The 26,372-nt window shown below is 60.1% G+C and carries 18 protein-coding genes; 12 read left to right on the top strand and 6 right to left on the bottom strand.

Annotated elements, in window-relative coordinates; genetic code table 11:
• The first annotated feature begins 5 nt into the window (after positions 1-5).
• Both ABQM86_RS06435 and ABQM86_RS06430 read left to right on the top strand, forming a co-directional pair.
• Positions 6-2,204, top strand: a complete 2,199-nt coding sequence (locus tag ABQM86_RS06435) for a M48 family metalloprotease (protein WP_369746208.1) — start codon at positions 6-8, stop codon at positions 2,202-2,204.
• A 310-nt stretch (positions 2,205-2,514) separates the two neighbouring features.
• A complete protein-coding gene (locus ABQM86_RS06430; RefSeq protein ID WP_369746207.1) occupies positions 2,515-3,786 on the top strand; it encodes an MFS transporter in 1,272 nt (423 codons plus the stop codon).
• On the opposite strand, the gene ABQM86_RS06425 is transcribed toward ABQM86_RS06430, so the two are convergent.
• Both ABQM86_RS06425 and ABQM86_RS06420 read right to left on the bottom strand, forming a co-directional pair.
• Complete coding sequence (locus ABQM86_RS06425) at positions 3,783-5,036, bottom strand: APC family permease (RefSeq protein ID WP_369746206.1); 1,254 nt, start codon at positions 5,034-5,036, stop codon at positions 3,783-3,785. The two genes, ABQM86_RS06430 and ABQM86_RS06425, sit on opposite strands and share 4 nt — an antisense overlap.
• A 69-nt stretch (positions 5,037-5,105) precedes the next feature.
• Complete coding sequence (locus ABQM86_RS06420) at positions 5,106-7,673, bottom strand: LuxR C-terminal-related transcriptional regulator (RefSeq protein ID WP_369746205.1); 2,568 nt, start codon at positions 7,671-7,673, stop codon at positions 5,106-5,108.
• Positions 7,674-8,337: 664 nt separating this feature from the next.
• On the opposite strand from ABQM86_RS06420, the gene ABQM86_RS06415 reads away from it, so the two are divergent.
• From ABQM86_RS06415 to ABQM86_RS06405, 3 genes are all read left to right on the top strand, one after another.
• Positions 8,338-8,835: a hypothetical protein gene (locus ABQM86_RS06415; protein WP_369746204.1), complete on the top strand. Its 498-nt coding sequence runs from the start codon at positions 8,338-8,340 to the stop codon at positions 8,833-8,835.
• 66 nt (positions 8,836-8,901) lie between these two features.
• Positions 8,902-9,528, top strand: coding sequence for an ATP-binding cassette domain-containing protein (locus tag ABQM86_RS06410; RefSeq protein WP_369746203.1), 627 nt, complete (start codon positions 8,902-8,904; stop codon positions 9,526-9,528).
• 238 nt (positions 9,529-9,766) lie between these two features.
• Entirely contained in the window at positions 9,767-10,462 is a 696-nt protein-coding gene (locus tag ABQM86_RS06405) for a hypothetical protein (protein ID WP_369746202.1), read from the top strand.
• A gap of 77 nt (positions 10,463-10,539) precedes the next feature.
• Here the strand turns inward: ABQM86_RS06405 and ABQM86_RS06400 are convergent, their stop codons facing one another.
• Positions 10,540-10,743: a cold-shock protein gene (locus ABQM86_RS06400; protein ID WP_011773907.1), complete on the bottom strand. Its 204-nt coding sequence runs from the start codon at positions 10,741-10,743 to the stop codon at positions 10,540-10,542.
• Positions 10,744-11,053: 310 nt separating this feature from the next.
• On the opposite strand from ABQM86_RS06400, the gene ABQM86_RS06395 reads away from it, so the two are divergent.
• On the top strand, positions 11,054-11,401 hold the full coding sequence (locus ABQM86_RS06395) for a hypothetical protein (protein ID WP_369746201.1): 348 nt from the start codon (positions 11,054-11,056) through the stop codon (positions 11,399-11,401).
• Positions 11,402-11,461: 60 nt separating this feature from the next.
• Here the strand turns inward: ABQM86_RS06395 and ABQM86_RS06390 are convergent, their stop codons facing one another.
• Positions 11,462-11,674: a hypothetical protein gene (locus ABQM86_RS06390; protein ID WP_369746200.1), complete on the bottom strand. Its 213-nt coding sequence runs from the start codon at positions 11,672-11,674 to the stop codon at positions 11,462-11,464.
• A gap of 2,335 nt (positions 11,675-14,009) precedes the next feature.
• Between ABQM86_RS06390 and ABQM86_RS06385 the strand changes: the two genes are divergently transcribed.
• From ABQM86_RS06385 to ABQM86_RS06365, 5 genes are read left to right on the top strand one after another with little or no spacing between them, the layout of a single operon-like run.
• Positions 14,010-15,197 (top strand): cysteine desulfurase family protein, encoded by a 1,188-nt coding sequence (locus ABQM86_RS06385; RefSeq protein ID WP_369746199.1) that lies wholly within the window; start codon positions 14,010-14,012, stop codon positions 15,195-15,197.
• Positions 15,194-16,144: a DUF4007 family protein gene (locus ABQM86_RS06380; RefSeq protein ID WP_369746198.1), complete on the top strand. Its 951-nt coding sequence runs from the start codon at positions 15,194-15,196 to the stop codon at positions 16,142-16,144. Before ABQM86_RS06385 ends, ABQM86_RS06380 begins: the two co-directional genes overlap by 4 nt.
• On the top strand, positions 16,141-19,677 hold the full coding sequence (locus ABQM86_RS06375; RefSeq protein WP_369746197.1) for a hypothetical protein: 3,537 nt from the start codon (positions 16,141-16,143) through the stop codon (positions 19,675-19,677). The genes ABQM86_RS06380 and ABQM86_RS06375 overlap by 4 nt, the downstream gene beginning before the upstream one ends.
• Entirely contained in the window at positions 19,667-20,533 is an 867-nt protein-coding gene (locus tag ABQM86_RS06370) for a phosphoadenosine phosphosulfate reductase family protein (RefSeq protein ID WP_369746196.1), read from the top strand. The genes ABQM86_RS06375 and ABQM86_RS06370 overlap by 11 nt, the downstream gene beginning before the upstream one ends.
• 49 nt (positions 20,534-20,582) lie before the next feature.
• Complete coding sequence (locus tag ABQM86_RS06365) at positions 20,583-23,030, top strand: DUF262 domain-containing protein (protein ID WP_369746195.1); 2,448 nt, start codon at positions 20,583-20,585, stop codon at positions 23,028-23,030.
• 838 nt (positions 23,031-23,868) lie between these two features.
• Here ABQM86_RS06365 and ABQM86_RS06360 read toward each other — a convergent pair.
• Positions 23,869-24,798 carry an EamA family transporter gene (locus ABQM86_RS06360; RefSeq protein WP_369746194.1) on the bottom strand — a complete coding sequence of 310 codons (930 nt, stop codon included), beginning with the start codon at positions 24,796-24,798 and terminating at the stop codon, positions 23,869-23,871.
• A gap of 87 nt (positions 24,799-24,885) precedes the next feature.
• Between ABQM86_RS06360 and ABQM86_RS06355 the strand changes: the two genes are divergently transcribed.
• The gene (locus tag ABQM86_RS06355) at positions 24,886-25,389 is read left to right on the top strand and encodes a MarR family winged helix-turn-helix transcriptional regulator (protein ID WP_369746193.1); all 504 of its coding nucleotides are present in this window, start codon (positions 24,886-24,888) and stop codon (positions 25,387-25,389) included.
• Between the two features lie 91 nt (positions 25,390-25,480).
• On the opposite strand, the gene ABQM86_RS06350 is transcribed toward ABQM86_RS06355, so the two are convergent.
• Positions 25,481-26,209: a hypothetical protein gene (locus tag ABQM86_RS06350; protein WP_369746192.1), complete on the bottom strand. Its 729-nt coding sequence runs from the start codon at positions 26,207-26,209 to the stop codon at positions 25,481-25,483.
• Positions 26,210-26,372: the final 163 nt, after the last annotated feature.

The raw sequence follows: 26,372 nt of genomic DNA, 5'->3' as shown, positions 1-26,372 counted from the left end.
TCAGCATGGACCAGAAGCCGTTGGCGCCAGCAGTTGATCGTCGTCGGGTCAACGTACTCGCCCTCCCTGCACCCACCACTGGCCTGTATGTTCTCTTCACTGCGGCGCTTCTGGCGGTCGGCTTGTTTGTGGGCTCATGGATGCACAACGTGGTCCTTGGCAGGGAATGGGTCCAGGAGTTGGGTAAGTGTTTGGCCCTGGATTTCGCCCAGCAACAGCAATGCACGGCGCCGCTGGAGATCAGGCGGGGTCTGTGGTCTGTGGCCGGAGCGGGGGTCATGGCCGTGTTTGCCGTGGCCGTCATGTTTGTTGTTCCACTAGTGATTCGACGGCGGCGTTCCCTGCAGGTGCCCGCACCAAAGCACAGCGCGGTGGTGGAACGCTTCGGCCAGTTGGCGTCCGAGGCCGGCCTGCGTCGCGTACCCAGGCTCTACCTCGGTCCGGCACGAATGGGAGATGCGTTCTCCTTCGGCAGGCCCGGCTCAACGGCGGTTGCCCTGCCGCCAAAAATTGTCGGTCTGCTTGTACGGCCCGGACCGGCCGACGGCGTCGTTCTCCATGAGTTCGCGCATATCCGTCACCGCGACGTTGAATTGGCGTGGCTGGCTCGGAGCTCGTGGTACGTGACTCTGGTGGTGCTTCTCGTTCCCGTCGCAGGCGCCATAGGGGAAGGGCCTTCGCTGCTTCCGTACTACCTCTGGCGTGCGGTCCTCCTGGCTGTAGTGGTGGAGATTGTGACAGCTGCGTTGCTCAGGTCACGTGAGCATGATGCCGACCTGCGGGCCGCGCAGGGCTCATACGGGAAGGTCAGCGCTAGCTTGGGACTCCTCGGACCCGGCACTCCCGCCACGTGGATACAGCGCCTGCGCATGCGCCACCCGACACGCGAAGCGAGGTTTGCTGTCCTCAATGCTCCGAGTAAAGCCGCCACCAGCGACTTCCTCCGCTCGCTGAGCGCCGGTGCCCTCGCCGGGATTCTTGGTCCCTTGGTGGTGGGAACCGCCACCGCGCTGCTGACGGGATCCGGCGTCGTATTGGGTGGCATCTGGGCTTCAGCGGTGGTGACGGGATCGCTCCTAGGTTTTACCGTCGGGCTTGACCTTTGGCGATCACGGTTCGCGGTTGCGTTAGCGGGGGCCTATCCGGCGGAATCCCCTCATTCGGCCCGGAGTGCGGGGGTTCCACTGTCGGGGCACGGGTTGCCGGGTGTCTTCAGGGTTGCCGTCGGTGTTGCCGTGGGCCTGGCGCTGGGGCAAGTCCTGTCGTTCGCGGGAATAGGGCAGGACGTTTCAGCACCGGTGGATCCCATGACCTTGATCGCTCCCATTATCGCCGGGCTCGGAACAGTGCTCATCTGCGCGGGTTTCGCCAGCATAGGCCTCCCCCTGGCACTCCTGGCCAGGCGTCCCCGGCATTTCTGGCTGCCAGTGGCGTTGCTCAGCACCGCAACTCTTGTGGTCACCACCTGGATGGCCGACAGCTTGGATCTTGCCCTCACAAACTTCGGATGGGTGGGCGCCGCATTGTGGATCCAGTACGGCTACGACGAGTGGCCGGGAATCGGCGTTGCCCTGGTGCTGGGCATCACAGCCACCATCGCGGCTTGTTATGGACAGTTCTTCCGTGGACGTGAAGCCCGTGGCTGGATGTACTTTAACGACAACAACGACGACGGCGGCCTTGACTACCAGCGTCGTCCTCACCTTAAGGCTCCCGGCAGTTCGTTCTGGTTGCCCTTGGTCCTGGGCTTGGTGGCAGGCATCGCAGGGAGCATTTTCCTCGTGTCGCAGCTCTTGCTGATCAGTCCCATCAGGACCGCGGAAGCCGCCTCCCACGCCGACTTCCTCTGGGTAAGCACAACGGTGCTGTGCTGGGCTTCAGTGTCAGCCGTGCTCTGCCTGGTAAATCCCGCTACTGGTCCTGCCACTACGTTCATCGCGGGACCTCTGACGCTGGCGCTCTGTGCCATGGGTGTTGCTGTCTTTTGGTTGGCCAGCACGGATTCAGTGCCGTGGGACGTGCTGCTGAGCATCTGGGCACCGGCCATGGCGCGGGGGTTCGCCATCTCCCTCATCGTCGTCAGCCTCACCGTCACTCTTCGCCTCGCGGTGCAGGCGGTGATCGGCTTGGTGGTGAACCGGGCGAACCGGGCGAACAGGACGACGCGGGCAGCTGAGCCAAGCGGCCGGGCGGCCACCACCTAGACATACCCCGCCACCACCTATTTCTTCCGCACCAACACCTAATTTCTCTACTGACGGCACCTAGTTGCCCGGATTTGCCACCTAGTGCCGTTAAACGGGCCATAGTCTCCTCTTGTGCCTCCGAAGCGGGAGTCCCGGTGTCCGGCGGGAGCCCCACCCGCTTTGGCGTAGGAGGCACTACGGCACGGCTCCGCCCGTCTACCCCCAGGTGGAGTCGTGCCCAAGCCAGAGACGCCGTGAGTCGTCACAGGAGTAAACGAGAACGATTATTGATAATCTCGAACGTGCCTGCCGCCAAGGAAAGCCGTTCATGAAACCCGCCACCAGCTCCACCCAGACACCCCTCCAGACCGGGGGACGGCCAGCCAGGCCCAACCCGAAGCTCCTGCTCTCCAGCCAGCTGATTTTCAACATCGGGTTCTACTCTGTGGTGCCGTTCATTGCCCTCACCATGGCCAATGACTTCGCCATGAGTGCGGTGGCCATCGGCGTCGTCCTGGGAGCACGGACCTTCGCGCAGCAAGGGATGTTCCTGGTGGGCGGTGCAATCTCCGATCGCTGGGGCGCCCGCTACACCATGGTCGCCGGGTGCATCGTCCGGGTCAGTGGCTATTTGCTGTTGGCGGCGGCCGACAATTTCAGTCTCTTCCTCGCGGGTGCGATCGTCACCGGCGTCGGTGGCGCGTTGTTCTCGCCCGCACTCGAAAGCCTGGTCGCCGCAGCCGAGGAACGACGCGAACCGTCCGGGAAACACCGGCCAACCCTCTTCGCTTCGCTGGTCATCGTCGGCGAATTCGGCGCCGTGGCTGGCCCACTGCTCGGCAGCCTGCTCCTGGGCTTCGGCTTCGAAGTCTCCCTCTACGTCGCCTCGGCCATCTTCGCGGTCATGGCTTTCGTCTTCTGGCGCTTCCTGCCACGCGCCGACCACAGCGGACAGCCAACAGACGCAGCAGTCCCCAAACACCAGCTCCTGGCCTGCCTGCGCGACAAGCGCTTCGTGGCGTTCGCCTGCTTCTTCAGTGTCAGCCTGCTGGCGCACAATCAGTTGTACTTCGGCCTCCCAGTGGAGCTGCGACGCAGCGGTCTGGACGCCGGCACGCTCGGCTTGGTTTTCGCGTACGCCTCGTTGTTGACAGTCACACTGCAGTGGCCCGTCGCCAAGCTCATGCGCCGATTCGGCGAGCGCAACGCCCTGACTTTAGGCCTCAGTCTGAAAGCCGCAGGATTCACCGCCGTCGCAATCCTTGCTACTCAGCCACCCATCGCCTCGCTGCCGGTTCTGCCGGCACTGGCACTCGTCACAGGCCTGTGCCTGGGGAACATGTGCGCGACTCCCACGGCAATGCGGCTCGTGCTGGACTTCGCCGGCGGCCGACCCACCGGCGCCTACTACGGACTCCTCGCCAGTTGCGGCGGCGCCATGGTGCTGATCGGCAACACGGCCATGGCACCGTTATACGAGTTTGCTGACCAGACGTCGACGGCGGCCGCCTCGCCGTGGCTGTTCACTGGCGTTATCGCTGTGGGGTCGGCTGTTGCAATCCGCCGATTCTTGCCGGTTCCCGCCCGCTCAGCCGCCTAGCGGCTGACCCGCAGACGGATCACCCTGTAAGCGATACCCACCACGAACATCAGCACACCCAGCCCGGCGGACAACGGCGGCAGCGTCGCGACAAGAACAACGCAGGCAACCGCGCCGGCCACCTGCAGGAACTTCGGGTAGCGACGATCCTCGCTTGGCTGGGTGTAGGCGGCGACGTTCGCCACCAAGTAATAGAGCAGCACACCGAATGACGAGAAGCCGATGGCCCCGCGAAGATCGGCCACGGCAATGATCAGGCAGATCACCACGGCAAGAGTTACCTCGGCCCTATGGGGCACCTTGTATTTCGGGTGCACGGCAGAGAGCCAGTGCGGGAGGTCGTGTTCGCGGGCCATCGCCAGGCTCGTGCGGCCGAGTCCTGCAACCAGAGCCAACAGGGCACCCAGCGAGGCGACGGCGGCCCCCAGACGAACAAGAGGCGACGCCCACGCCAAGGTTCCCGCTCCGACGGCATCAGCCAACGGTGTCGGCGTACCGGCAACACCCTCCGGGCCGAGTGCCGCGAGCAGTGTCACCGCAATAACGGCGTAGATGAGAATCGTGATGCCTAAGGCGATGCCGATCGCTCTGGGAATAGTGCGCTTGGGCTCACGGACTTCCTCGCCCATGGTCGCGATCCTCGCATACCCGGCGAATGCGAAGAACAGCAGCCCTGCGGATTGCAGGATCCCGTACCAGCCCTCCGCCAGCAGCCCCTCCCCCGCAAAGTCGCCAAAGTCGGGCCCTGACCCACCCCACACTGCGGTGACAGCAATGGCCAGTGCCGCCAGCACCACGATCACCAAGACACGGGTCAGCCCAGCTGTCCGGGTCACCCCGTGATAGTTCACCGCTGTCAGAAGTACGACGGCGGCAATCGCCACCGGGCGTTCCCACCCTTGCGGTGCGGCATAGGCCGCGAACGTCATTGCCATGGCAGCCGCGCTGGCAGTCTTGCCAATGATGAAACCCCAGCCGGCAAGGAACCCGGCCCACGGTCCCAGCCGTTCCCTTCCGTAGACGTAGGTACCGCCGGATGTCGGATATCTGGCAGCGAGTTGGGCGGACGACGTGGCGTTGCAGAAGGCTACGAATGCGGCCACTACCAAGCCGATCAGCAGTCCGGACCCCGCGGCGGCCGCGGCCGGGGTGAAAGCTGCGAACACCCCAGCGCCGATCATGGAACCCAAGCCAATAAGCGAAGCATCGAAGGTGCCGAGTCGGCGGGCCAAAGCCGGGGAGTTGTTCACTGACACCCTTCACGCTGAGGGGCCGGGCTCAGGGCGTGGCGTCGGAGACCGGCGTTGGGAGAATTGGTTTCAGCTTATCCCGGCTCCTCTCGGTGGAAGTGAATTCCCGACGAGCATAAAGAGTCCGTTGCGGGACGTTGCGCCTGTCTTGCGCAGTGCGTTGGAGATGTGGTTTTCCACTGTCCTGGCGCTGATGCCCAAGTGCTCGGCAATCTCCACGTTGGTGCGATGGCCTGCCAGCACGGCAACCTCGATCTCACGTTCAGTCAGTGGCGTGGTCCTGAACGAGTTGAAGGAGAGTTGCTCGTTGGCTGACGGGAACCGGACCGCGAACATGGACGAGGCCTGGGCCATGGCGTCGGCTGCGGCAGTATTCCCCTCGATGACGTGCCTCTTCAGTGCACCCCGGAGAAGCATCCCCACCTGGTAGGTGTCGATGTCCGGTTCGTAGTGCTTCAGCAGCAGACCAAGGAGCTGGTGGTCCCCTTCAACCACGGCGGTAGCAATGCCGATGAGTTGATCGTGAACCGTGACGGCGCTGTCCCGCAGGACCTTCTGCAGCAGGTCCAGAACTGGACGTCCAGGGTTCAGGCACGTGCAGAGGAGCGCCGTCATCATGGCTTCCAGCACGTAGCCGCTCTTCAGCTGACGCCTGACGAGTTTCGCGGCTTTGCGGTCGAACGTCGAAGGTTGCGCGCCGTCGTGCGCAATCAGTTCGTAGGCTCCCTTTCCAATGCCAGGCAAGGGGCCGACGTCGGGTACTTCTGTCCGCGCCTGCGCGGCAATCGAGAGGGCCGGTGGTGTGGCGGTGGTTGCGTGGCGGAGCCCCGCCAGGCGCAGCATCGCGTCGTAGAGGGCGTCCACCACGAAGCCTGGCCGGCCCATGGCGAAGACACTGCTCATGAGGTACTCCGCTTCCTCAAAGTGCCCGCGATACAGCAGCCCGTGGGCAGCGACGTAGCTGCTGGTGACCACCCCGAACTGGTCCAGGTTCTTGCGTGCTTCGGTCCGCCAGTCCAGCGCAAAGACGAGAGATTCCTCGATCCGTCCGGCAGCGAACAGCGCGAACCCGCGGATGAACGGACGGAGGTGGGAGAAGGTGTCGTCATCGTTCTGGCCGTCGACGGCGTCGTAGGCCGCCGCTGGCCTGAAGCGGTAGAGCTCCAGCAGCCCGTGGACCAAGCTGCCCATCCCTGACGGTTTGCCTTCAAGCACGCCTGTTGACGCGTCCAAAGGGACCCTTCCGTGGGAGGCACTCAGGAAGGTGATCGCGTGGGCGGCTTCCGCGGCATGGTCCGGGTTGTCGTCTGCGAACTTTTGGAGGATGTCGACGGCGGCACCTGGGCCTTGCCCGGTGTGAACCGCGAGCATGGCGCGGGTAATGGTGACAAACAGGACGTCCTTGGGGTCGGCGTCGGACGTTGTTGTTTCACTGCAGACGCGGGCTGCCCGTTGGACATCCACGGGAGCACCCCAATAGATCCGAAGCAGGGAGGCAGCGTTGGCGGCGGACTTGTTGGCTTCCCATCGCTCGAAACGGATACGTTCACGATCGGAACTGTGGTCGTGGAAGTGGCGGGCGGTGACGGCGTCGCCGTCGCCCTTTTCCAGACGAAGCGTAGCCAAAACCCGGACGAGGCAGTCTGCCGTTGTTTGGTTTTCCTGTTCCGCGCGCGGCGCGGCCTCCAGAACGCCGGCGATCTTTCGTCGCAGCAGTTTCCGGTCCCTGAGGTTCTTGTTGCCGCGGAAGTAGTCAGCGATGACGGGTGGGCTGATGGCGGCGATGGAGCCGTTGTGGTGATCGTCCATGACGGAGAGGAATCCCCTGCGTTCGAGACCTTCCAGGGCGTCGGGCTCGATGACCTTCTGCAGGACGTCCACACGGGCGGTGCCGAGGATTGCCATGGTGTGCAGCGCAGTGAACTCATCGGCGCTGAGCTCCGCCAGGAGCGACTCAATGGTCCCCCGCAGGTGCTCGTTCCAGAGGGTGTTGGTGCTCATCCCCCACTGCTTGTCCTTCATGACCAGCAGGTTGCTCAGGGAAGCGGTCTCGGCAATCCGCACAATGAGGCGGGGGTTACCTGCGGACTTGGTGAGTATCCGGGCTGTGGTGTCCGCATCTGCCGGGGCACCGAGGACTTGTGCGATCAGCATGTGAACCTGCTCGTAGTGGAGCGGGTCCAGCTGCAGGTGTGCCTCGCGGCCGTTGTTGAGGATGGCCAGCTGGCCTTTGGAGAATGCCCAGGTTTCGGGGGCTGTGGCAACCATGGGGCAGGTGGATCGGCGCCGAACCGCTTCCAGGACCGCCAGTGATTCGCTGTCAACGAGGTGAAGGTCGTCGACGACGAGCAGGTGCTTCCCGTTGGTGGCCAGTTGGCTGGTGAGCACGTCCGCGATGTCGAAGACGCCGCTGCGGCCGGGCCTCAAGTCCAGCCCGAGTCCTTTGATGGCCGCGAAGGGGAGGGTGCGGTGCGTGCGCAGTCCGGTGATGAAGTGAACGGCTACTCCGGTCTTTTCCAGATTGCTCATCACACTGCGGACCACGGACGTTTTGCCGCTCCCCGGAGCACCGACGACCCGCACTCCGATTCCGCGTGCGACAAAGTCGAGGATTCGCTGAACCTCAGAATCGAACACTCGACCCAACCTTCTGTTTCTGTGGATGCCCGACATGCGGCTCACTTCGCAGGCTAGATCGAGAAAACGGGACTAGGTGGCAAAACGGCCTTGCACAGGCCAATTTGGCTCCATCTAGGTGGTGATTTGGGCAAATCTAGGTGGTGGCAGGACTCGTCTAGGTGGTGGGGCTGTTCGGAAATCAGGTGATCCATGGGATGCTCCCTCAGCTCTGTGGGTGGATTATCTCCAACGCTACGGAGGGCTGAGCGAGAGTTACATGGGTGTAATTCGCTATGTGGATATGTGTTCGAACTATCATTGCGTGACTAGTACAGAGATTCCCCGTCTTGGCCCGACGCTTCTAGGCGCGCTACCCCATCAGCGGCAATGGAGCAGCGATCAAGACCAATTGCGCGCATCGCACATCAGGCAGAAGCTTCTGGGTTAAGCGCCTTTTCAGAAGATTTGACAAATGATGTTCCTTGGGTCAAGAGTGTTGTCCACTCACTAAATGATCAGACACAGCGACGTTACTGAACCGTGAAGTGAGTTCTTTACACCGATGCACAATCAGTGCGAGGTAGCACGCCAAATTAGTTGGATCCACAGATGGCTTGCATAATCATCAGTTCTCGAGATCATTTCCATTGGGGGAAATACGATCATGAAATTCTGCAAAATAATGACCGCAATCGTTCTATCTGCCGCAATAGCATCGCTGGCTACTCCAGCCCATGCTGCTGACGAACCTGACAGCACACAAACACTCAAAGACTTGACAACCCCAAAATCGGTTTCAAGCACTGGCAGTTCGCAGCAGTTGAGCCTCAAGAAGGGAGAACCAATCTATTCAACGACGGCCCTCGGAAACCGCCGGGCTAGCCTTTATTCAGGCAACTGGGCACTTTTCACTGAAGAAAATGTTGAATTCTATTACAACTGGAGCCAGGTAACCAGCAGCTACGGATACCAGCGCGTCGGGGCCTTCGGCTTCAATACCGTACAAGCACTGGGCATTAACCGCAGCTACATCAGTAATTGGCAACATTCCTACCGAGCATCCACCGACGCAGGTGTGGGCACTCCTACGCCTTGGGGGAACGTGAACGTCTATCACGCAACCGTCATTCAAGGTGCAGCTGTATATGGCGATGGCGCTTGGTCCGCATGGCAGCAGTAGCCAACTAGGCACGATCTGACAGGGGTCGGCTTTCGCCGGCCGGCCCCTCACCATGAATGAGGACTAATGCTTCACATCACCAATCTCTCCAAAACCTATGGAAGAAAGAGGGTCATCGACGATGTCACCCTGAGCATTCCCTCTACCGGTATCCATGTGATCGGCGGAGCAAACGGCAACGGCAAGACAACACTTTTCAAATGCCTGGCTGGCTTAGAGAGCCATACTGGTCAAGCACGATGGTATGACGACAGCCTCAAGCCTCATGTCTCAATTGCGTTCGATGAGTCAGCAATTCATGATCGGCTCTCCGGACTAGGCAACCTGAGTGCATTATTGGATATACGGCGCAGTGAAGTTGTCTGCAATTCCTACATCAGGCTGTTCTTGGACGCCCAACTCTTGGCCAAAAAGACGTCATCTTATTCCTTGGGACAACGAAAGAAGCTCAAGCTGGCAGCAGCTTTTGCATATGAGCGTCCGTGCATACTGCTTGATGAGCCAGCATCCGGGCTCGATAAATCTGGGCGTAACGCACTCCACCGGGCAATAGAGTTGGTTGCAGATACAACCTGCGTCATTATCTCTGACCATGAAGGTCTTTTTCACCAAGACCTAATATCCTCCGAATTTACCATCCGGCAAGGAAAAATTGATAGTACGCAGAACTGGAAGTCAGAGTCCCATGAATAGTCTATTGCGCTCCATAAGGACAGAACTGCGATATCAAATCTGGGGCAGGTCGTTTGCCTTACCCCTCGGTGGCTTGGCAATCTCGGCTCTATTTGCATTTGCCGGGAGCATCAGCAACGTAAGTGCGAGTCTGACTAGGTTCAGTGCAACAGAGGCGCATGCATCGGAGAACGGAATCTCCTTAGCGGCAGCCATGGAGCAGCCAAACAACGTTGTCATCCAAGGTGCCCAACGTATCGTGGACAATCCCCTCCGCTTTGACTACGAAGCCGCCTACTTTGCCGACCGCGCCTTGGAGGGACCTTATGCCATTGGCACAGGGCTGGAGATGATCACTTTCCTGGTCATCCCGCTGCTCTTCTTCATCTATGGATGCGGAACAGCCGTAGGCGATGTTCGCCGGCGAATTCTGAAAGATCGCATCGTCGCGCAGGGAGCTGCGGCGTACGTTGCAGGGAAGGTGGCAGTAATCGCGTTGGTTTCCGTGGCGGCGGTGGTACTGGCCGCCTTATTGAGTTGGGGTGCAGCGCCAATACTTAGGGCGCTCTTCGTACAGGCCAATAGTCACGAGTTTATCTATCCAGTCAACGACGTTGGTGCAGGCAACCCCATTGCTCAGGTGGCGTTCGCCTCTGCCGTGGCCGCTTCCTTTGGCCTTCTGGGGCTTTTTATTGGGCTCGTGGTCAGGAGCATGCTGATCCCTTGCTTGGCTGCTGGCGGCTTGCTCCTGCTGTTGCCCTTCGCGGGTCCCTACGATCCCCGCAATATCCTTACAGCCGCGGCGGAAGGCATCTTCAACTACTGGGGCGGATTTAACCCACGTACGCCTTTTCCAGTGTGGACTGAGCTCGGGGTCTTGCTGTCCGGGGTGGCCTTGGTATTGGTGGCGCTCGTCTCGACGGCCGTCTGGTCGCGGATGTCGAAGTTCGTATAGTTCCGGAATCACCGGTTTGAGGGCAAACAAAAGCAGGGCCGGTCAATGACCGGCCCTGCTTCTTTGTTATCCGAAGACTAGATAGCCTGGATGTTTACTGCCTGGGGACCCTTGGGGCCCTGCTCGACGTCGAAGGAAACCTTCTGGTTCTCTTCGAGGGAGCGGTAGCCCGAGGAGTTGATCGCAGAGTAGTGAGCGAAAACGTCCTGGCTGCCATCTTCAGGAGAGATGAAGCCGAAGCCCTTTTCGGAGTTGAACCATTTCACGGTACCTGTAGCCATTTTTTTCAGTCCTTACTGAAGGTGGAGATGCTCCCGACTTTCGGGTCTCCGGTGTGGGGTGTTCTCCACCGTTACTTCAGAAGGTCACGATCCAGAGGGACCGTGGGGACTGCCTGAACTACCAAATGCCAAACACAACAACATCATCAAGTCTACAGAGTTCTGAGCAGATAGCTAGTGCTGGGAAATATTTATCCATTGGATGTTTCCCGCCGGGCGGTCTGGAGGGCGGAATCGGTTCAGTTTGCAGGGCTTCAGACCGCTTGTAGGGCAGAGTGTTCTTACATCCGAGACTTGGAAGCAGGAGACCATGGCCAGCAGCGAATACCGGGCAGGGGAAACAACGTATGGTCCCCTCCAGCTGAAGAGCATCTGGATCAACCATGAGTTGAGGGACTTTGAGCTGATGGTCATCATCCAGGTCTCCGGCTGTGAACTAATCGCGGAACGGCTGCTTCAAGGCGAACCCGTTTCTCCAAGGGACGAACCTACCCTGGACCTCGCCAACTTCTTAGCAAAGCAAAAAGGCTACCTGCCGCTATTCGACTTGTCAGGACAAGAACCGGACCTGGCCGAGGGTGCTGCAGCTGGATTGAGAGAGTTCTTCTTGTCCGACGAGTGGAATTCCCGGGACCCCCGTCAGACTCGCCTTATCTGACCGGTCGGCGATCTGTCCTCAAGGCAGTCCCTTGTCGGGATCCTTCCCTGCTGCCCGTCGTCAAGAAGACGAGCTACGCTCCTCCCTCATCTTCTCGGCGCCCTGGCGCCGCTCAAGGATCACCCAAGCGACCGTCGTCGGGACCCCGATGAGTACCAGGAGCGCCATGCCCCAGAACATGCTGATCACTTGGGTGGATTGCAGAGTCACAACGGTCACCAGTAGGACTGTGGCGGAAATGTTCAAAACGCGGAGCTTACGTGCGGTAGTCATCTTCAGAATCGTTCCCCTTACGATGTCGTCCAAGAAGCCTAACGGCTCACGCCCATCAAGGACTTCCGATGGGTAGCGGCGGTCCGTGCCGCGTTTGGGACCAGCCACCCTCCTTGTTTAGAAATCCAAGGTTCCCTCTCAGTGAAAGTTGCTGCTGGGTACTCGTCCTCGTGAGGAGAATCGACGCTGGGCTCCACCCCGTGGTCAGTAAGGTATTTCAGCGCCCCCTCGATGGCTTCAATCTTCCGTTTCAGCTCCTTGAGCGCAGGTGCCGTCGCATCAGAAAACCCAAAGTCCCCGACTTGGCCGCCATGCTCCCCGCCGGCGTGACACGACTCCACACGCACGATTACCGCAATCCTGAGCAACTGCCAGAAGGCGTCGTGCCGATAGTCGGCACAGGCCAGTCCGGCAGATAGATCGCCGAAGAACTCTACGCCGCCGGCCGCGAAGTCCGTCTCTCCGTCTCAATCGTCCCCGAAGCGCCCCGCAGGTACCGCGGCCAGGACCTCATCTACTGGATGTTCGAAACTGGCAAGCACGGCCCCGAGTTCGGCGTCAACGCCCTCACCCGGGAAGCGCTACCCTCCCCCCGCCCGCTTCGCGCCTAATCCCCTGCACTCGGGTACCGACGGCGGCCATGCCATCCACCTTCGCGAGCTCGGCCGCCGCGGCATGCACCTGCACGGGCATATGGAATCAATCGACGACGGTGATATCACCTTCAGCGACGACCTCCCCGAACGTCTCGCAGCAGTTGAGTCCGCCTTCGGCCAGAGGTCCGGAAAAGCAATTCATGCGTATATCGCGGCTGCTGGGCTCGACGCACCGGAGCATGAGCCCTTGGCGCCGGATGAATGGCTGCCCACCAGCTCCTCCCGGGCGAACCTGGCCGAGGCTGGCATTACGTGCGTTCTATGGGCATCTGGTTACAAGCTCGATTTTGGGTTTGTAGACCTGCCACTGGTTGACGAGTGGGGATACCCAAACACACTCGAGGTGTCACGAAAATCCCCTGCATGTATGTGGTGGGATGCCCTGGCCGACCCGCCACTACTCGTAGATTGTTGGCGGGGTGGGGCTGGACACGGAGTACATGGCCGGGCGGGTTGTGGGGGCTGATAGTTGCCCTGGACCTGCCCCTGAACGGAGTGCGGTGCTGCTAACGTCGCGTCATGCTAGAGGGCCAGTCATTTCGATCTGAATTGCGCCGCATCTAGTGGACACGACAGTGTCTTAGATGGCTCGTCCCAGTCTCCGCAGATTGGCTATTCTTGGCTGTTTACATGTCTTTTTACGACACGGCAACGCCTTGTCGGGCTTTGTGCGGGCTCAATCGGAGTAGATATGAGAAGTATTTGACGGCCTCTGGATTGCCATTGGGCCGCCTGCCGGTTTTATTGCAATACTGCTAGCACTGGCCATCGCCTTACGGACCAGGGACGTTCGTCGTCGTGATCCGCAGCGTCCGTTCAAGCGGTAGCAGCAACATGCTGGAATGATGCGAGCTGCGAGGCGGTCATAGTTACCTTGGGCTCCTCAGGGATGCGTGGCTCAGGGCCGGCCGGTATACGGTCTAGCTTCCGGCTCCTCGACCTGAAATCGGCGTAGGCACGGGGAACGTAGGACGCGACAGCACCTTGGACATCGATATGAGTGTGGTACCCCGACTGGATACCGGAAGCCACGGCCGCTATCACAAGCGCTATTACAAGGCCATGGGAATGATAGCTGGGAAAACACTTATCGCTAACAATGAGGAACTGGCCAGACTCCCATTCCGCACGCAGAGCCTGGTGAGGCAGCCCTCGGAGGGGCTCAGTTATTGTGGTCTAGCTTTCATGGAGCCAATGCGGCTGTTGGCGTTAAGCTCTGACTGAAACATCCGACGTATGAGGAATGCCCGCCGACCCACGTGCACCTCTAATTAGGTACCTTCTTCTCGACCTTTCACGGGAAATCAGACGTGATGCTGCTCCTGGACAAATCTATGTGCGCGTGTCGATTGCGTCCCAGGCCCGAGGGAGGGAGATACTGAGAAGCGTGGCGATCCTAGGACTAACTGCTCTGCTGTACGCCCCGGACCGGTCAAGAGCTGCCAACGAGACAGCACGGCTCACCATCGACGGAACGGACTGCGAGATCGGCTCGTGGGCAGTCCATGCGGCCAAGCTCCGATCGACTTTTGAACATTTATGTACGAGCGGCTCGGCGATTGAGCAATCTTCGCCTTAGCAGTGAGTGAGATGGCTCTCTCGAACCGATTATTGTCGGTCCTGGACCGTAGCATTTGATCTGCGAGTCATTCCCGACCCGCGCCGACAGAGGAAGCGACATGTCTGACCTAATCTACTTAGACGCTGCCGCTGCTACCCCGATTGCTCCAGAAGCCTTGGAGGCTACGGTCGAGGCGCTAAAGCAGACGGGCAACGCTGGTGCCGCGCATGCTGCCGGGTACGCAGCTGCAGCCAAACTTGACCAGGCTCGAGAAGCCATCGCGGAGCTGCTACGGGTTGGGCCGGCGGGCGTCATCTTCGTCGGGAGCGCAACTGAAGCGAACAACCTGGCGATAAGGGGACTGGACCGTCGATCCAATAGCAACCAAATCGTCACATCCGTGGCAGACCACCCGTCGGTGCTCGCCACGGTTAAGAGTCTGACCGGCGAGAATCGCAGTCCACACCTTGTCAAGGTTGGAAAGACCGGAGAGGTCGACCTCGACCATCTTGAAGCGGTCCTCTCCCCAACTACCGCCCTGGTGTCCATCCATGCGGCGAACAACGAGACCGGCGTCATTCAGCCCCTTGACAGGATCATTGAGCGAGCGCATGAGGTTGGAGCGCTCGTCCACGCCGATGCGAGTCAGCTCATGGCTTGGGGGCCGAACTCGATCCTTGACGACTGTGACTTGGTGACGGTCAGCTCCCACAAGATGCACGGGCCCCAAGGAGCGGCGGCGCTCATCGTCCGCCCGACAGCCCGAAACTATCTCCGCCCGCAAATCACGGGTGGCGGTCAGGAGCGCGGTTTGCGGAGCGGTTCCGCCAATGCCGCGGCGATTGCGGGTTTCGGTGCCGCGGCCGAGCTTGCACTGTCCTCTGGGGACGAGTCCGTCGAGAGGGTGAGAGCTTTGCGTGGGCGATTGCTTGCAGGGCTTAAAGCGAGCGTAGGCGACATCGTCGAGCATAGTGCCCATGCGGTTCGGCGTCTGCCTGGCATCTTGAATGTGGGGGTCGGTCTCAACTGGTCGGAGAGCGTTGAGTCCGAGGCCTTGCTCGCGCGTCTGCCGAGATTGGCCGCGTCAACCGGGAGTGCCTGTCATGCCGGTGCACCGGCACCGTCTGCAGTCTTGCTTGCTATGGGGGTACCCGCCTGGGAGGCCGCCCGCTCGATTCGCCTGAGTCTGAGTCGTTACACCACCGCGGCCGACGTTGATGCCGCGATTAAAGAGTTGGGGCGCGGTTACATCGAGCTGGTCCGCCTGCTTGCGCATCCTGAGTCAAAAGAAAGGATTTTACTATGAGTGGGGCACTGCTGGGGGCTGCGGCCGAGCCAGCCTTTGCGCGGCACGAGACCTTTCACCTGCGGTTCGGGTGGCTGCGAAAGGGATTCACGGCTGCCCTCAGTGACCCTGAAGCTTTCTCGAGGCCTAACGCAACAGTCGAGCTTGGAGTCGGCAAGAACATGGTCAACGCCATTCGATATTGGTGCCAGGCGTACAAGATCCTGGAGACCACTCCAAACGAGGAACGACCTCGCATGCCGCACCTCACGCCCTCAGCTTTCGGGCGACAGCTGCTGGACGAGGACGGGTGGGATCCGTGGCTGGAGGACCCGGCTAGCCTATGGCTCCTGCATTGGAAGCTGCTCGGCCCTAAGTGCATGGCGCCTGTCTGGTGGACTGCCTTCAATCTCTTCGTTCCGGAGCAGTTCGAGGAGTACCAGCTGACTGATCTGGTCGTCGAGCTAACGGCCGCGGCGGGTTGGAAGAGCGTGATGGAGTCCTCGGTCAAGAAAGACGTTGACTGCCTGCTGCGCACCTTCGGTGTTCGGCGTACCGGGCGCCAGACCATGGACGATCTGCTCGACTGCCCTACACGTCAGCTCGGCCTGATTGCACCCGCCGCCGGGGAGGCGAGGAGCTGGCGGTTCGTTACGGGCCCCAAACCCTCGCTTCCGTCTGCCATCGTCGCGTACGCCTGCCTCGACTTTATGGCCGGTGTTGGGGGCAAGGAGCGCACTATTAGCGTGGCCCGCCTGGCCGGCGACCCGGGTGCTCCGGGGCGCGCGTTCCGACTGACCGAGAGCAACCTCTACGACATACTCATTGAGGCGGCGAAGTCCGTGCCGCAGATGCGTGTGGCCGAGCCCGCTGGGCTCAGGCAGTTCATCGTAAACGGCGACGTCGAAGCACTTCGTGACCAAATCATCAATGAATACTATCGAGCGAGGCAGGAGCAGGCAGCATGACCGCCGGATTGAGGCTGGGCGACCAAATTCGCCCCAAGGAACGGTACCTCCGAGCCGCCAATCTGGAGGCCCACCAGGAGCAGGCTGGGCACTATATTCCGACGAGTCGCGCGCTTGAAGTTCTGCGTCGTCTCGTGCATTCGATGGGTGACTCAGCCTCAGGACGGTCTTGGTCGCTTACAGGCCCGTACGGGGCTGGCAAGAGTTCGTTCGCCCTCTTCCTGCGGACGCTGCTTGGCCCTGCTGGGGCACTTCGAGACGCCGCAGAGCGTTCCCTACGGGATGCCGACGACGCTCTGCACCAAGCTTTAGTCGACGCGCGTGCAACCACAGGTGCTGCCGATGGCTTTGTCCTGGCGACGATCACATGTCAGCAGGAACCTCTGGCTGACAGCCTACTTCGGGCGCTTGATAAAGGGGCGCAGGCTCGGTGGCCCAAGCGCAAGCCCAGCGCCATCTCCGAGGCGCTGACGTCAGCGCACGCCTCGAAGTCAGCCCGAATGATCGCTGCGGCCGCGCGTGTTATTGCCGACGCAGCACCTCTACTTCTTGTACTGGATGAGTTTGGCAAGACGCTGGAGCACTTCGCTGCCCGCACAGCTCAGGACTCCGATGCCTCAGCTGACCTTTTTGTCCTTCAGGAACTCGCCGAGCAGGCGACCGGTGAACACGCGGCACCAATCTTCACCTTCACTCTGCAGCACCTTGCGTTCGATGACTACGTGCGTCAGGCGTCCACTCAGCAGCGACGTGAATGGGGAAAAGTGCAGGGGCGATTTGAGGACGTGTCGTTTCTCGAGTCCGCTGAGCAATCACTGCGCCTAGTGGCTGGTGCCTTGGATGGCAGCGGGCTATCCCCGGCGCTTGCCAAGCGTCGTCAAGACTGGGCTGAGTCGGCATTCGCGTCGGCTCGGGAGGTTGGGATTGCCAATCATCTACCCGGCGGCGCCGACACCGTGATGCAGTGCTATCCGCTGCACCCGATCGCGCTGCTGGCATTGCCTGAATTGTGCGGCCAGCTCGGTCAGCATGGCCGAACCCTCTTCACTTTTCTTGCCAGCGCTGAACCGGGGACGGCAAGGAACTTCCTCGAGTCACGACCGATTCCCAGAGAGTCGGAGCCGCTCCCGGTCATCGCGCTTAGCGATTTGTTCGACTTTTTTGCTGGCTCCGGTCAGGCTATGGCACTCAGCATTGGCGGGAGCCGTTGGCGCGAGATTCATGAACGGGTGCGCGAGGCCGCGAACCTGGATCAGCAGGATATCTCGGTCCTAAAGACCGTCGGCCTTCTCAACTTAATGGGTAGCGCGCTTGGGCTGCGTGCGTCGTCGGACCTGGTTTCCTTTGCGTTGAGCGACCCGTCTGGACCGGCCCATCCAGCTTGGCGGACCCGGTTGGATGACCTGGAGAGCCGTGGATTCCTGACCTTCCGATCATTCGCTGATGAGTACCGGCTTTGGCAGGGAAGCGATGTAGACCTACGTGGGCGCGTCGCCGACGCCCGCGAGCAGCTACGCAGTATCAACGCCGCTGATTTGCTGGCCCGGCTCCACTCCGACACCCCGATAATTGCGGCAAGACACAGTCAGCACGTTGGCATGCTTCGATACTTTTCTGTCAGCTACACGGACGACGGTTCGCGCTCCTTGCCCGTTTTATCGAAAGACAACCCCGCAGATGGTGTAGTCGTTTATCACCTCGGAACGGTCATCTCTGCGGCGGAGTTAGAGGCTGGCTCCGATCCGCGTCCGACGGTTCTAGTGACCAGCGGCCACGCTGACCGCGTTCGAAACGCGGCAATTGAGGTGGCAGCAGCGCTCTCCGTCCTGGACCAGGAGGAAGTTATGGACGACTATGTCGCCCGGCGTGAGCTCCAGGATCGCGTAGCTGACGCACGAAACCGGCTCTCCGGAGCTTTGGCAGATGCCTTTCGTCCTGGAGCGGAGGGCGTCGATTTCCGTGTGATCACGCACAACGGCATCGGCAATCCACTTCCGTGCCCCCAAGGTCTTTCCCGTCTGCTTTCCGACGTCTGCGACGAGACCTACAACCAAAGTCCGCGCGTCCGCAATGAGATGATCGGCCGTCGCGAGCTGACCAGCCAGGGATCTAAGGCTCGCCGGGTGCTTATCGAGGCCATGATCGAACACACCGACCAGGAGCGGCTGGGTCTTGAAGGGTACGGGCCAGAGCGTGCCATGTATGAGGCTCTACTCCGCCACACAGGGCTGCACTCCGAGCGCGACACTAGCTGGGCGTTCGGTCGGCCGGGCTCGGATGGCTCACTGCAGCATGCGTGGGGTTCAATTGCACAGTTTATTGACGCCGCTAACGACGCGCCCATGACAATCGATCACCTTTATGCACGTCTGATGGCGCCCCCCATCGGGTTGAAGGAGGGCCCGATTCCGGTTCTTCTCGTGGCTTACCTGCTGCAGCGCACCGACGATGTGGCCATCTATGAAGATGGAACCTTCCAGCCGAACCTTACAGCTGACCTCGTCGAACGCCTCGTAAAGGGGCCTCAGCGTTTTGCTCTCAAGTCGTTCAGCACCCGGGGCAATCGGGCGCATATCCTTTCCGCAATCTCCAAAGCGACTGCTTCTCTCGGTGTTGCTGGGCTGAGATCCACGCCGGCCCGGAGTCTGCGTAACGAGACCGTGCTTGCCGTAGCCGCACCGCTGCTTAACCTCGTGCGCAGCATGCCAACCTACACTAAGCGCACCAGCAGTTTGTCCAAGCAGACGCTCGCGGTGCGAACGGCTTTGCTTGACGCGCGGGAACCTGACCGGCTGTTACTTGTCGAACTTCCGGCAGCATGCGGGTTCCAGGCCCAGGAGTGGAAGAGCCCGACGCCGGATACCATCGCAAAATTCGGCGCGGTACTTCAGTCGTCGCTGGAGGAACTGCGCGGCGCCTACGAACGGCAGCTGCTGGAAATCCGAGACCTGTTGGCTGTCGCTTTTGATCGGCCGGCGGACGTACCGGCATTGCGGAAGGCGCTGCAGGTTCGTTCCGAGCCGCTGCAGGGGAGGGTGCTCAATCCGAAGCTCCAGGCCTTTATTTTCAACGCGGCAGACGAGTCCCCGGATGACGCAAGCTGGCTCAGTCGTATGGGGCTAACGCTGACCGCTAAGTCGGTTGAACTCTGGCTCGACGAAGACCGGACGCGTTTCCGGTCCCTGTTGACCGAGACGGTCGCTGCTTTCCATCGAGTTGAGGCGCTGTACTTTGACGCGAAGGCCAGCTCGAAGGAAAGTCCATTCACAGCGAGGCGCCTGTCGTTCACGACTCCCGAGGGGGACGAGAACAGTCGCGTTGTGTTCTATGACGAAGGCACGGTCGATGCGCTCACCGACCTTGTTGAGGAAGCGCTGGATCGAGCGGAGCAGCTCGTAGGAGGTCCGCATGGACGGGACGGCCTCACGGCCCTCCTTGTCGAACGAGTACTTCGTAGCACACCTGAGTTGAAAATTGGTTTGGATCATGGTGCCGAAGCGGCGCCCGGTAGGAAGGCACGAAGTGGCAACTGACAAGCTCAACATAACAAGCGTCACGGTCGACGAGGCGGTAGCTGACGTTGGTGCTCGCCACGTCCTCGGTATCAGCGGTGGTAAAGACAGCGCCGCCCTCGCCATCTACCTCAAGGACCGTATCCCGAACCTGGAGTACTTCTTCACCGACACTGGGGCTGAGTTGCCTGAGACCTACGAGTATCTATCTAATCTGGAGGCTGTTCTCGGGAAACGAATTGAGCGGCTCAACTCTGAGCGGGGATTCGATCACTGGTTGCAGGTTTACGGCGGAGCCCTCCCCAGCCCCCAGATGCGCTGGTGCACAAAGATGCTGAAAATTAAACCGCTGGAGGCTTGGCTCGGCGATTCCCGAACATATACCTACATCGGCATTCGGGCAGACGAGAACCGCAGCGGGTACATCAGCACCAAGTCGACGATCCGTCCGGTCTTTCCGTTCAAGGAGGACGGCATCACCAAGGAGCAGGTTTTTAAGATTCTCGACGACGCCGGCGTCGGACTGCCTGAGTACTACGAGTGGCGTACGCGAAGTGGCTGTTCGTTCTGCTTCTTTCAGCGCAAGTCAGAGTGGATCGGACTTTCGGAGCGTCATCCCGAGTTATTTGAGGAGGCGATTGCCTATGAGAACAAGCAGGGCTTCGAGGACACGGCGATGAAGGGCCGGCAGTACACTTGGTCGCAGGGGGAAACCCTGCCCGAGTTGCGTGAGCGGGCGGATGAGATCAAAGAAAAGCATGCCGCAGCAATGCAGCGAGCTGTCAGCCGCCGTACAAACCTGCTGCTCGTGGATGCACTCGATGACGTCCTCGCCGAGGAGGATGGCGACGACGGCTGCATGGTGTGCCATATTTGACCAGCTCGTAAATCAAGACATCTCGCTCGACTAGAACAGAAAGACACGCATGCCCACTCAGGCCAAAGAGATATTCGAGGCGCAGAGCAAAAGTCTCCGCGAACTGCTTTCCGATAACGGCCTTGGCCTTTATCTCCCCCCATACCAGCGTCCCTATGGCTGGGGGAAGGATAAGGTAGAAAAGCTCCTCGATGACACCCTGCATGGCCTGAAGAACCTCGGTGAGTCCCCAGACAGCTTCACCTTTCTCGGTACCGTAATCACGATCCATGACGTCAACCACGTTACGGTGCAGCCGATTGTTAAGCCCGAAGTGCCCTCCAAGGTCCTGACGGTTATCGACGGGCAGCAGAGGCTGTCGAGCCTGATCCTTCTATTGGTGTGCCTTCACAACCTGATTCGTCAGCGCTCCTGGAAGGTGTTCAAGGGAAAGACGCCGGACCCCGAGCAGACAGAGCTAACACATCTTTACGCGGAGACGATCACCATTCTCCAGACCCTGGGAACGGCTTTCTATGAGCGAAAGAACTTCGGTGATGCTCCCATCTACCCGCGCCTAATCCGTGCATTCGATGATCAGTGGGCGAAGATCGACAAATGGAAGCTATACGAGTCTCCTATAGCCCATCTTCAATACAGCTACTCGTTGCTCGCGGACTCTGAGGCTCCAACTGTCCGACCGACTGACTTCAGACCGAAGCCACGTGCGGGCGTGGGAAAGGGCGAAAGCGATTTAACGAAACGTTTTGCTGAGATTCGTGCCGCGCTGACCAAGCTTGCGTTGCGTAGGCCGATTGAGGAACTCGAGGATCTACCGCCGCTCTCCGAATTAGCATCCCGGATTGAGTTTCAGCGTGCATTGTTCAACCACGAACTGGACCCGGAGTTTTGTAACTGGCTTGGAGATCTTGATGAGGAGCCTGAGGCCGAGCTCATGCGGCTCGTAATGCTGGCTGCTTACGCCCTGAACCGCATCGCGCTAACGGTAGTGCAGGGCAAAGATGAGGACTATGCCTTTACCATCTTTGAGTCACTGAACACTACCGGTGAGCCGCTGACCGCCTTTGAGACTTTCCTTCCACGTGTGGTTATGGGTGAGCGCATTCAGGATTATCAAGGCTCAGCTGCGCACGAATACATGACGGCAGTTCAGAGCTACCTGAACCGCTACGACGTCGGGGATAAGCTCCAAAACGCGACTAGGGAACTGCTTGTGACTTTCGCGCTTGCCGAGACAGGAAAGAAGCTTTCGAAGCGCCTCTCAGACCAACGGGTGTATATGAAAGATACATTCGATCGGCACAAGGATGTCGACGAAGAACGTGAGGGCTACCTTCGACATCTTAGCGACACAGCTACATTCATGGGGTCTACATGGGAGTCCGTAGTGGGAACAAGCCGCCAGCTCGCAGGACTCCCCGCTGCCGCCATGACCGATACGGTCAAGCTATGCCTAGCGTTCTTGAAGGACCTTAACCATACAGTTGCCATCGCACCGCTTGTGCGCTTCTACTCTGAGGCAGTACACCAGGAAGAGGGAGATGCTAGGGATCAAGGCGTAGTGGAATTTGAATCTGCAATCAAAGCGATTACAGCGTTCACAGTTCTATGGCGAGCCACTCGACGTGGCACCGGAAACGTTGACAGCCAGTACCGGGCTGTCATGGCTGGGGATTCACTTACCGGTTTGGGCCCTCTTGCGAGACAGTGGGCGGTGCCGGGTGAAGACAAGGTTCAGCCAGGCGTGAGTGCAGAGGCCTTGAAAGCGGAGCTTGCGGCAAGGCTCTCGGATCCCAAACATGGAGGCATTCCGAATCTCGCTACATTTCTTGCTGCTGCAACGTCGCTCCCGCTTTACAGCCTCAGCCGACCGTTGACTCGTTTCCTTCTTCTAGCGGCCTACCATGACACGAGTGAGGATTTGGCGAATCCGGGCCTGATCGTGCCGGGCAAGGTAGGCGTTGCGCCCTGCTTCACGTCAGACGGCTGGTCCGATCAGACACATCTCACCATCGAGCACATAGCTCCACAGCAAGAGACGGCGGGATGGGATCCAGCCTTCTACAGCGAGAAAGAAACCGTCCACAGGCTTGGCAACTTAGTCCTTGCTCCAGGAGCTGCCAACAGCTCGCTTAGCTCGAGACCTTGGAATGAGAAAAAGGTACTCTATGCAGCGTTGGGTGCGGTTACCGCAGCCGAGGCCAAGTCTGTCCTTGAGGACTCCCCCCTGTCGTTCACTCAAACCACCGAGGAGCTCGCGCAGATGTCGCATTATTTGCCACACTTGCGTTCGCTGGGGCAGCGTTCGGATGAATGGGACACGAACTTCATGGATCAGCGAGCCGAGGTCCTTCTGCGGCTCGTTTACTCGCAGCTGAAGGATTGGCTTGGTCTCACGTGGTCCGAGTCGAGCGAGGAAACTGTGTTGCCGGTTGGCGATGAAGGAGATACAGATGAAGCTGATATTGACTGGGACGAGAGCGAGGAAATTGCTTAGCGAGGCTGATCAGACCAACCGCAGCCGCGTTAGGTAAGGGAACAAGGATAACGTCACCCCGATCTGGCGGGTGCGGAAACGTGACCTGATGGCCATACATCGACGCAGCGTCCGCGGAGACCGCTGAGCGCAGCAGCAGATCTCGGCATACCACGCCGCTGCTGACGACTGAACAGCAGCTGCAGATAGGGCGAAGGCCGGTACCTCGAAAAGGTGCCGGCCTTCGCCCTATCCGTGCCCCGGAACCGCATGTCTTCGCAGCTAAAGAACCGCCCGTCCACCTCCCGGTGCGGCGACCGGCTGAGTGGAGGCCTGGCCCATGAAGGACTGTGCTGCTGGTGGCCGGCTGCGTGTCCAGACTCTGCATGAGTCCGGCCCCCGGGCAGTGGGTTGTTGCCTGTGGTGACCGGGCGGTTGGGTCCCGTCCACGTGTTACTCGCGGAAACAACGCCAGCCAGGCACAAACCGCTGTGACGAAAAACGCAGCCGCACACGTGGCAACCGGCACTGGGGCTGAGTTGCCTGAGACCTCAAGTATCTATCTAATCTGGAGGCTGTTCTCGGGAAACGCTTCGAGCGGCTCAACTCTGAGCCAAGATTCGATCACTGGATGCAGGTTTACGGCGGCGCCCCCCAGATGCCCTGGTGCACAAAGATGCTGAAAATTAAACCGCTGGCGGCTTGGCTCCCCTAGGCAATCCGCTGCGGCTTCACGTCCTTGAAGCCACGCCGGCTATGGACAGGTTGCTCAAACTCTGCAAGTAAGTCGCAACTTCTGACAACGACTTACGGCTGGCACGAGTCGCCGAACATGCGCCCATCAGTCAAATGAACGATTTCACTTTCCGCGGAGGTTCCGTGTGTTCACCCGCAGCCCCCTCCCCTGCACCAAACCCACCGCCCCCAGCACCAACACCGCCCCCACAAGCTGCCACCCCGACAACGACTCCCCCAGGAACACGAACCCCAGCAGCGTCGCCACGAGCGGGCTCAGGAATCCCAGGAACGACACCACCATCGTCGGCAGCCGCTGGATCCCCCGGAACCACACCGCGTAGGCAGCCAACGCACCGATAACGCTCAAGTAGGCAAAGCCCGCCAGGTTGGGCAGCGAAACCGACCCCGGCAGCCCTTCAACAACCAACGTCACAGGCAGCAGCATGACTCCACCCATCGCTAACTGCAGGCCGGTGAACCCAAGCAGCCCCACGCCGTCGGGCCTTCCCCAGCGTTTGGTGAGAACTATGCCGGCCCCCATACTCAGTGCGGCCGCCATCCCGGCGAGCACACCCACAAAAGTCAGCGACGCGTCGGATCGCAGGACGAGCAAGCCGACACCCGCCGCGCCCACCCCGCAGGCAACCAGATGCATAAGCCGGATCCTCTCCCCCAGCAACAGCACGCCAAGGAAGAGCACGAACAAGGGCTGGATGGACATGACCAGCGCTGCGAGCCCACCCGGCAGTTGATACGCGGTGAAAAACAGCAGGAAGAAGAACAGCCCGATGTTGAGCGCGCCCAGCGCCGCAGCTTTGAACCACCAACTCCCCCGCGGCCACGTTCGAGTGACCAGCATCAGCACAATACCGGCCGGCAGGGCCCGCACAGTTGCGGCCAGGAGCGGCCGATCGGCGGGGAGGAACTCCGTGGTCACCAGGTAAGTGGAACCCCAAACCATCGGAGCAAGGGCGGTGATAAAGAGGTCGCGAGGGGATGCCTTGGACGCCCCAACTCCCGCCCTGCTGGCAACCGCTGCAGATGAACTCATCTTTCACTTCCATACATTTCGATATCGAACTATTTGATGTAAGACAATGTAGATGCTGTACTGTTTGAGGTCAAGCATTGGAGGACGATGGACCGCGACGCAGTGGACATGATTCTTGAGCAGTGGAACAAGGAGCGACCCGACGTGGACGTCAGCTCCATGGGCGTTCTGGGCCGGCTCAACAGGGCGAGTCGCCTCGCCTCTCTGGACGTGCAGAAATTCATGAACCAGTTCGGACTGGAGCCGTGGGAGTTCGACGTCCTGGCAACACTGCGCCGGTCGGCTGCCGAGGCGCCGTTGACGCCGGGTCGACTCGCCAGCCTCACCATGATCGGTTCGGCGGCCATGACCAACCGCGTAGATCGGCTGGTATCGCGCGGCCTGGTTCATCGCGAGACCAACCCCGAGAACCGCCGTCAACTACTCATCAGCCTCACGCCAGAGGGACTCGCCCTGGTGGACGACGTCGTGGAGCACCACGTCGAAAACCAACAGAAGATGCTAGAAGGCCTATCCAAGACCGAGCGGGTGCAGCTGGCGAACCTGCTGCGCAAGTTCCTGCTGACAAACCACGACGGCGACCCCTCCTAAGCGGGTAGTGTCACCCATGCGAGGATGAGGCGCGGAAAACCACCTTGGCCTCCGTCGGATTCATAGAAGCCGTGCCTCCAAATACGCGAACTCAGTTCACGTCAGCCGTTCGATAAACCTCGCGGCCTGAGACATACCGCCAGATCACGTGATCAAGCTTGCGCGCTGCGGTCGGATAGAGCCCAGCGACGTGGCTGATCAAGCTCGCCGCATCTTTTGGAGTAACAGTGCGATCTTCAAGGCCCGCGTGTTCTTGAATGAAGCGGATCACCATCCTGTCAGGCTTAACGGATTGTAGACCGACAAGAATCAGTAAGTAGTTGAAAGTAACTCCCGAGGATTGGCTCGGAAGGCGTAGCCATGCCTTCTTGATCCTCTTCAATTCGGGGTCCCGCTGGAACGCCTCCCGCACGTCAGCCGCGGTCTCGATTGGACGATCTTCAAGTGAAGCTAGAGTCAGCGCAGCGCGATAGACAACCTCGGCTTTTAGGAGTGCACCGTCCCCCGTGTGCGCCGGTTTACGGTTGTTGACCGCTTCGGCCCATCCGGCGCTGCCGCCCAAGGCGTCGAACGAGGCCAGTAATTCTCGGACGCCGTCGCTATTCGGATCGCCGGCCTCTGCCCGCCGCATAGCGCGATAGGCCGTTATGACGTTCACGACACTTGTGTAATGCGATCCGGTCGAGAAGATGGAGTCAATAATGCCCAGCGCGAGACTGTCCGGATAACCGTCCGCTTCGATCCATTGAGATTCATCGTCGAAAATAGAACGGCAAACTTCAGTTAGTCGTACTGCCGCTTCGCTGGGTTCAGTCGTCATAGACGGACTCTAGCAAGCACCCGTTACTTTACGGGTTGCGACATCTGGCTGCTACGACAGTTCCCTCGCCATAGTTAGTGTGCGCCAGGAGACTTGCCATGGTGGAGCATAACGTCGAGAACCAACAGAAGATGCTAGAAGGCCTATCCAAGACCGAGCGGGT

It is taken from the genome of Paenarthrobacter sp. AMU7 (genome assembly GCF_041200195.1).
GTDB lineage: Bacteria > Actinomycetota > Actinomycetes > Actinomycetales > Micrococcaceae > Arthrobacter.
This window is presented reverse-complemented; position numbering and strand designations above follow the sequence as displayed.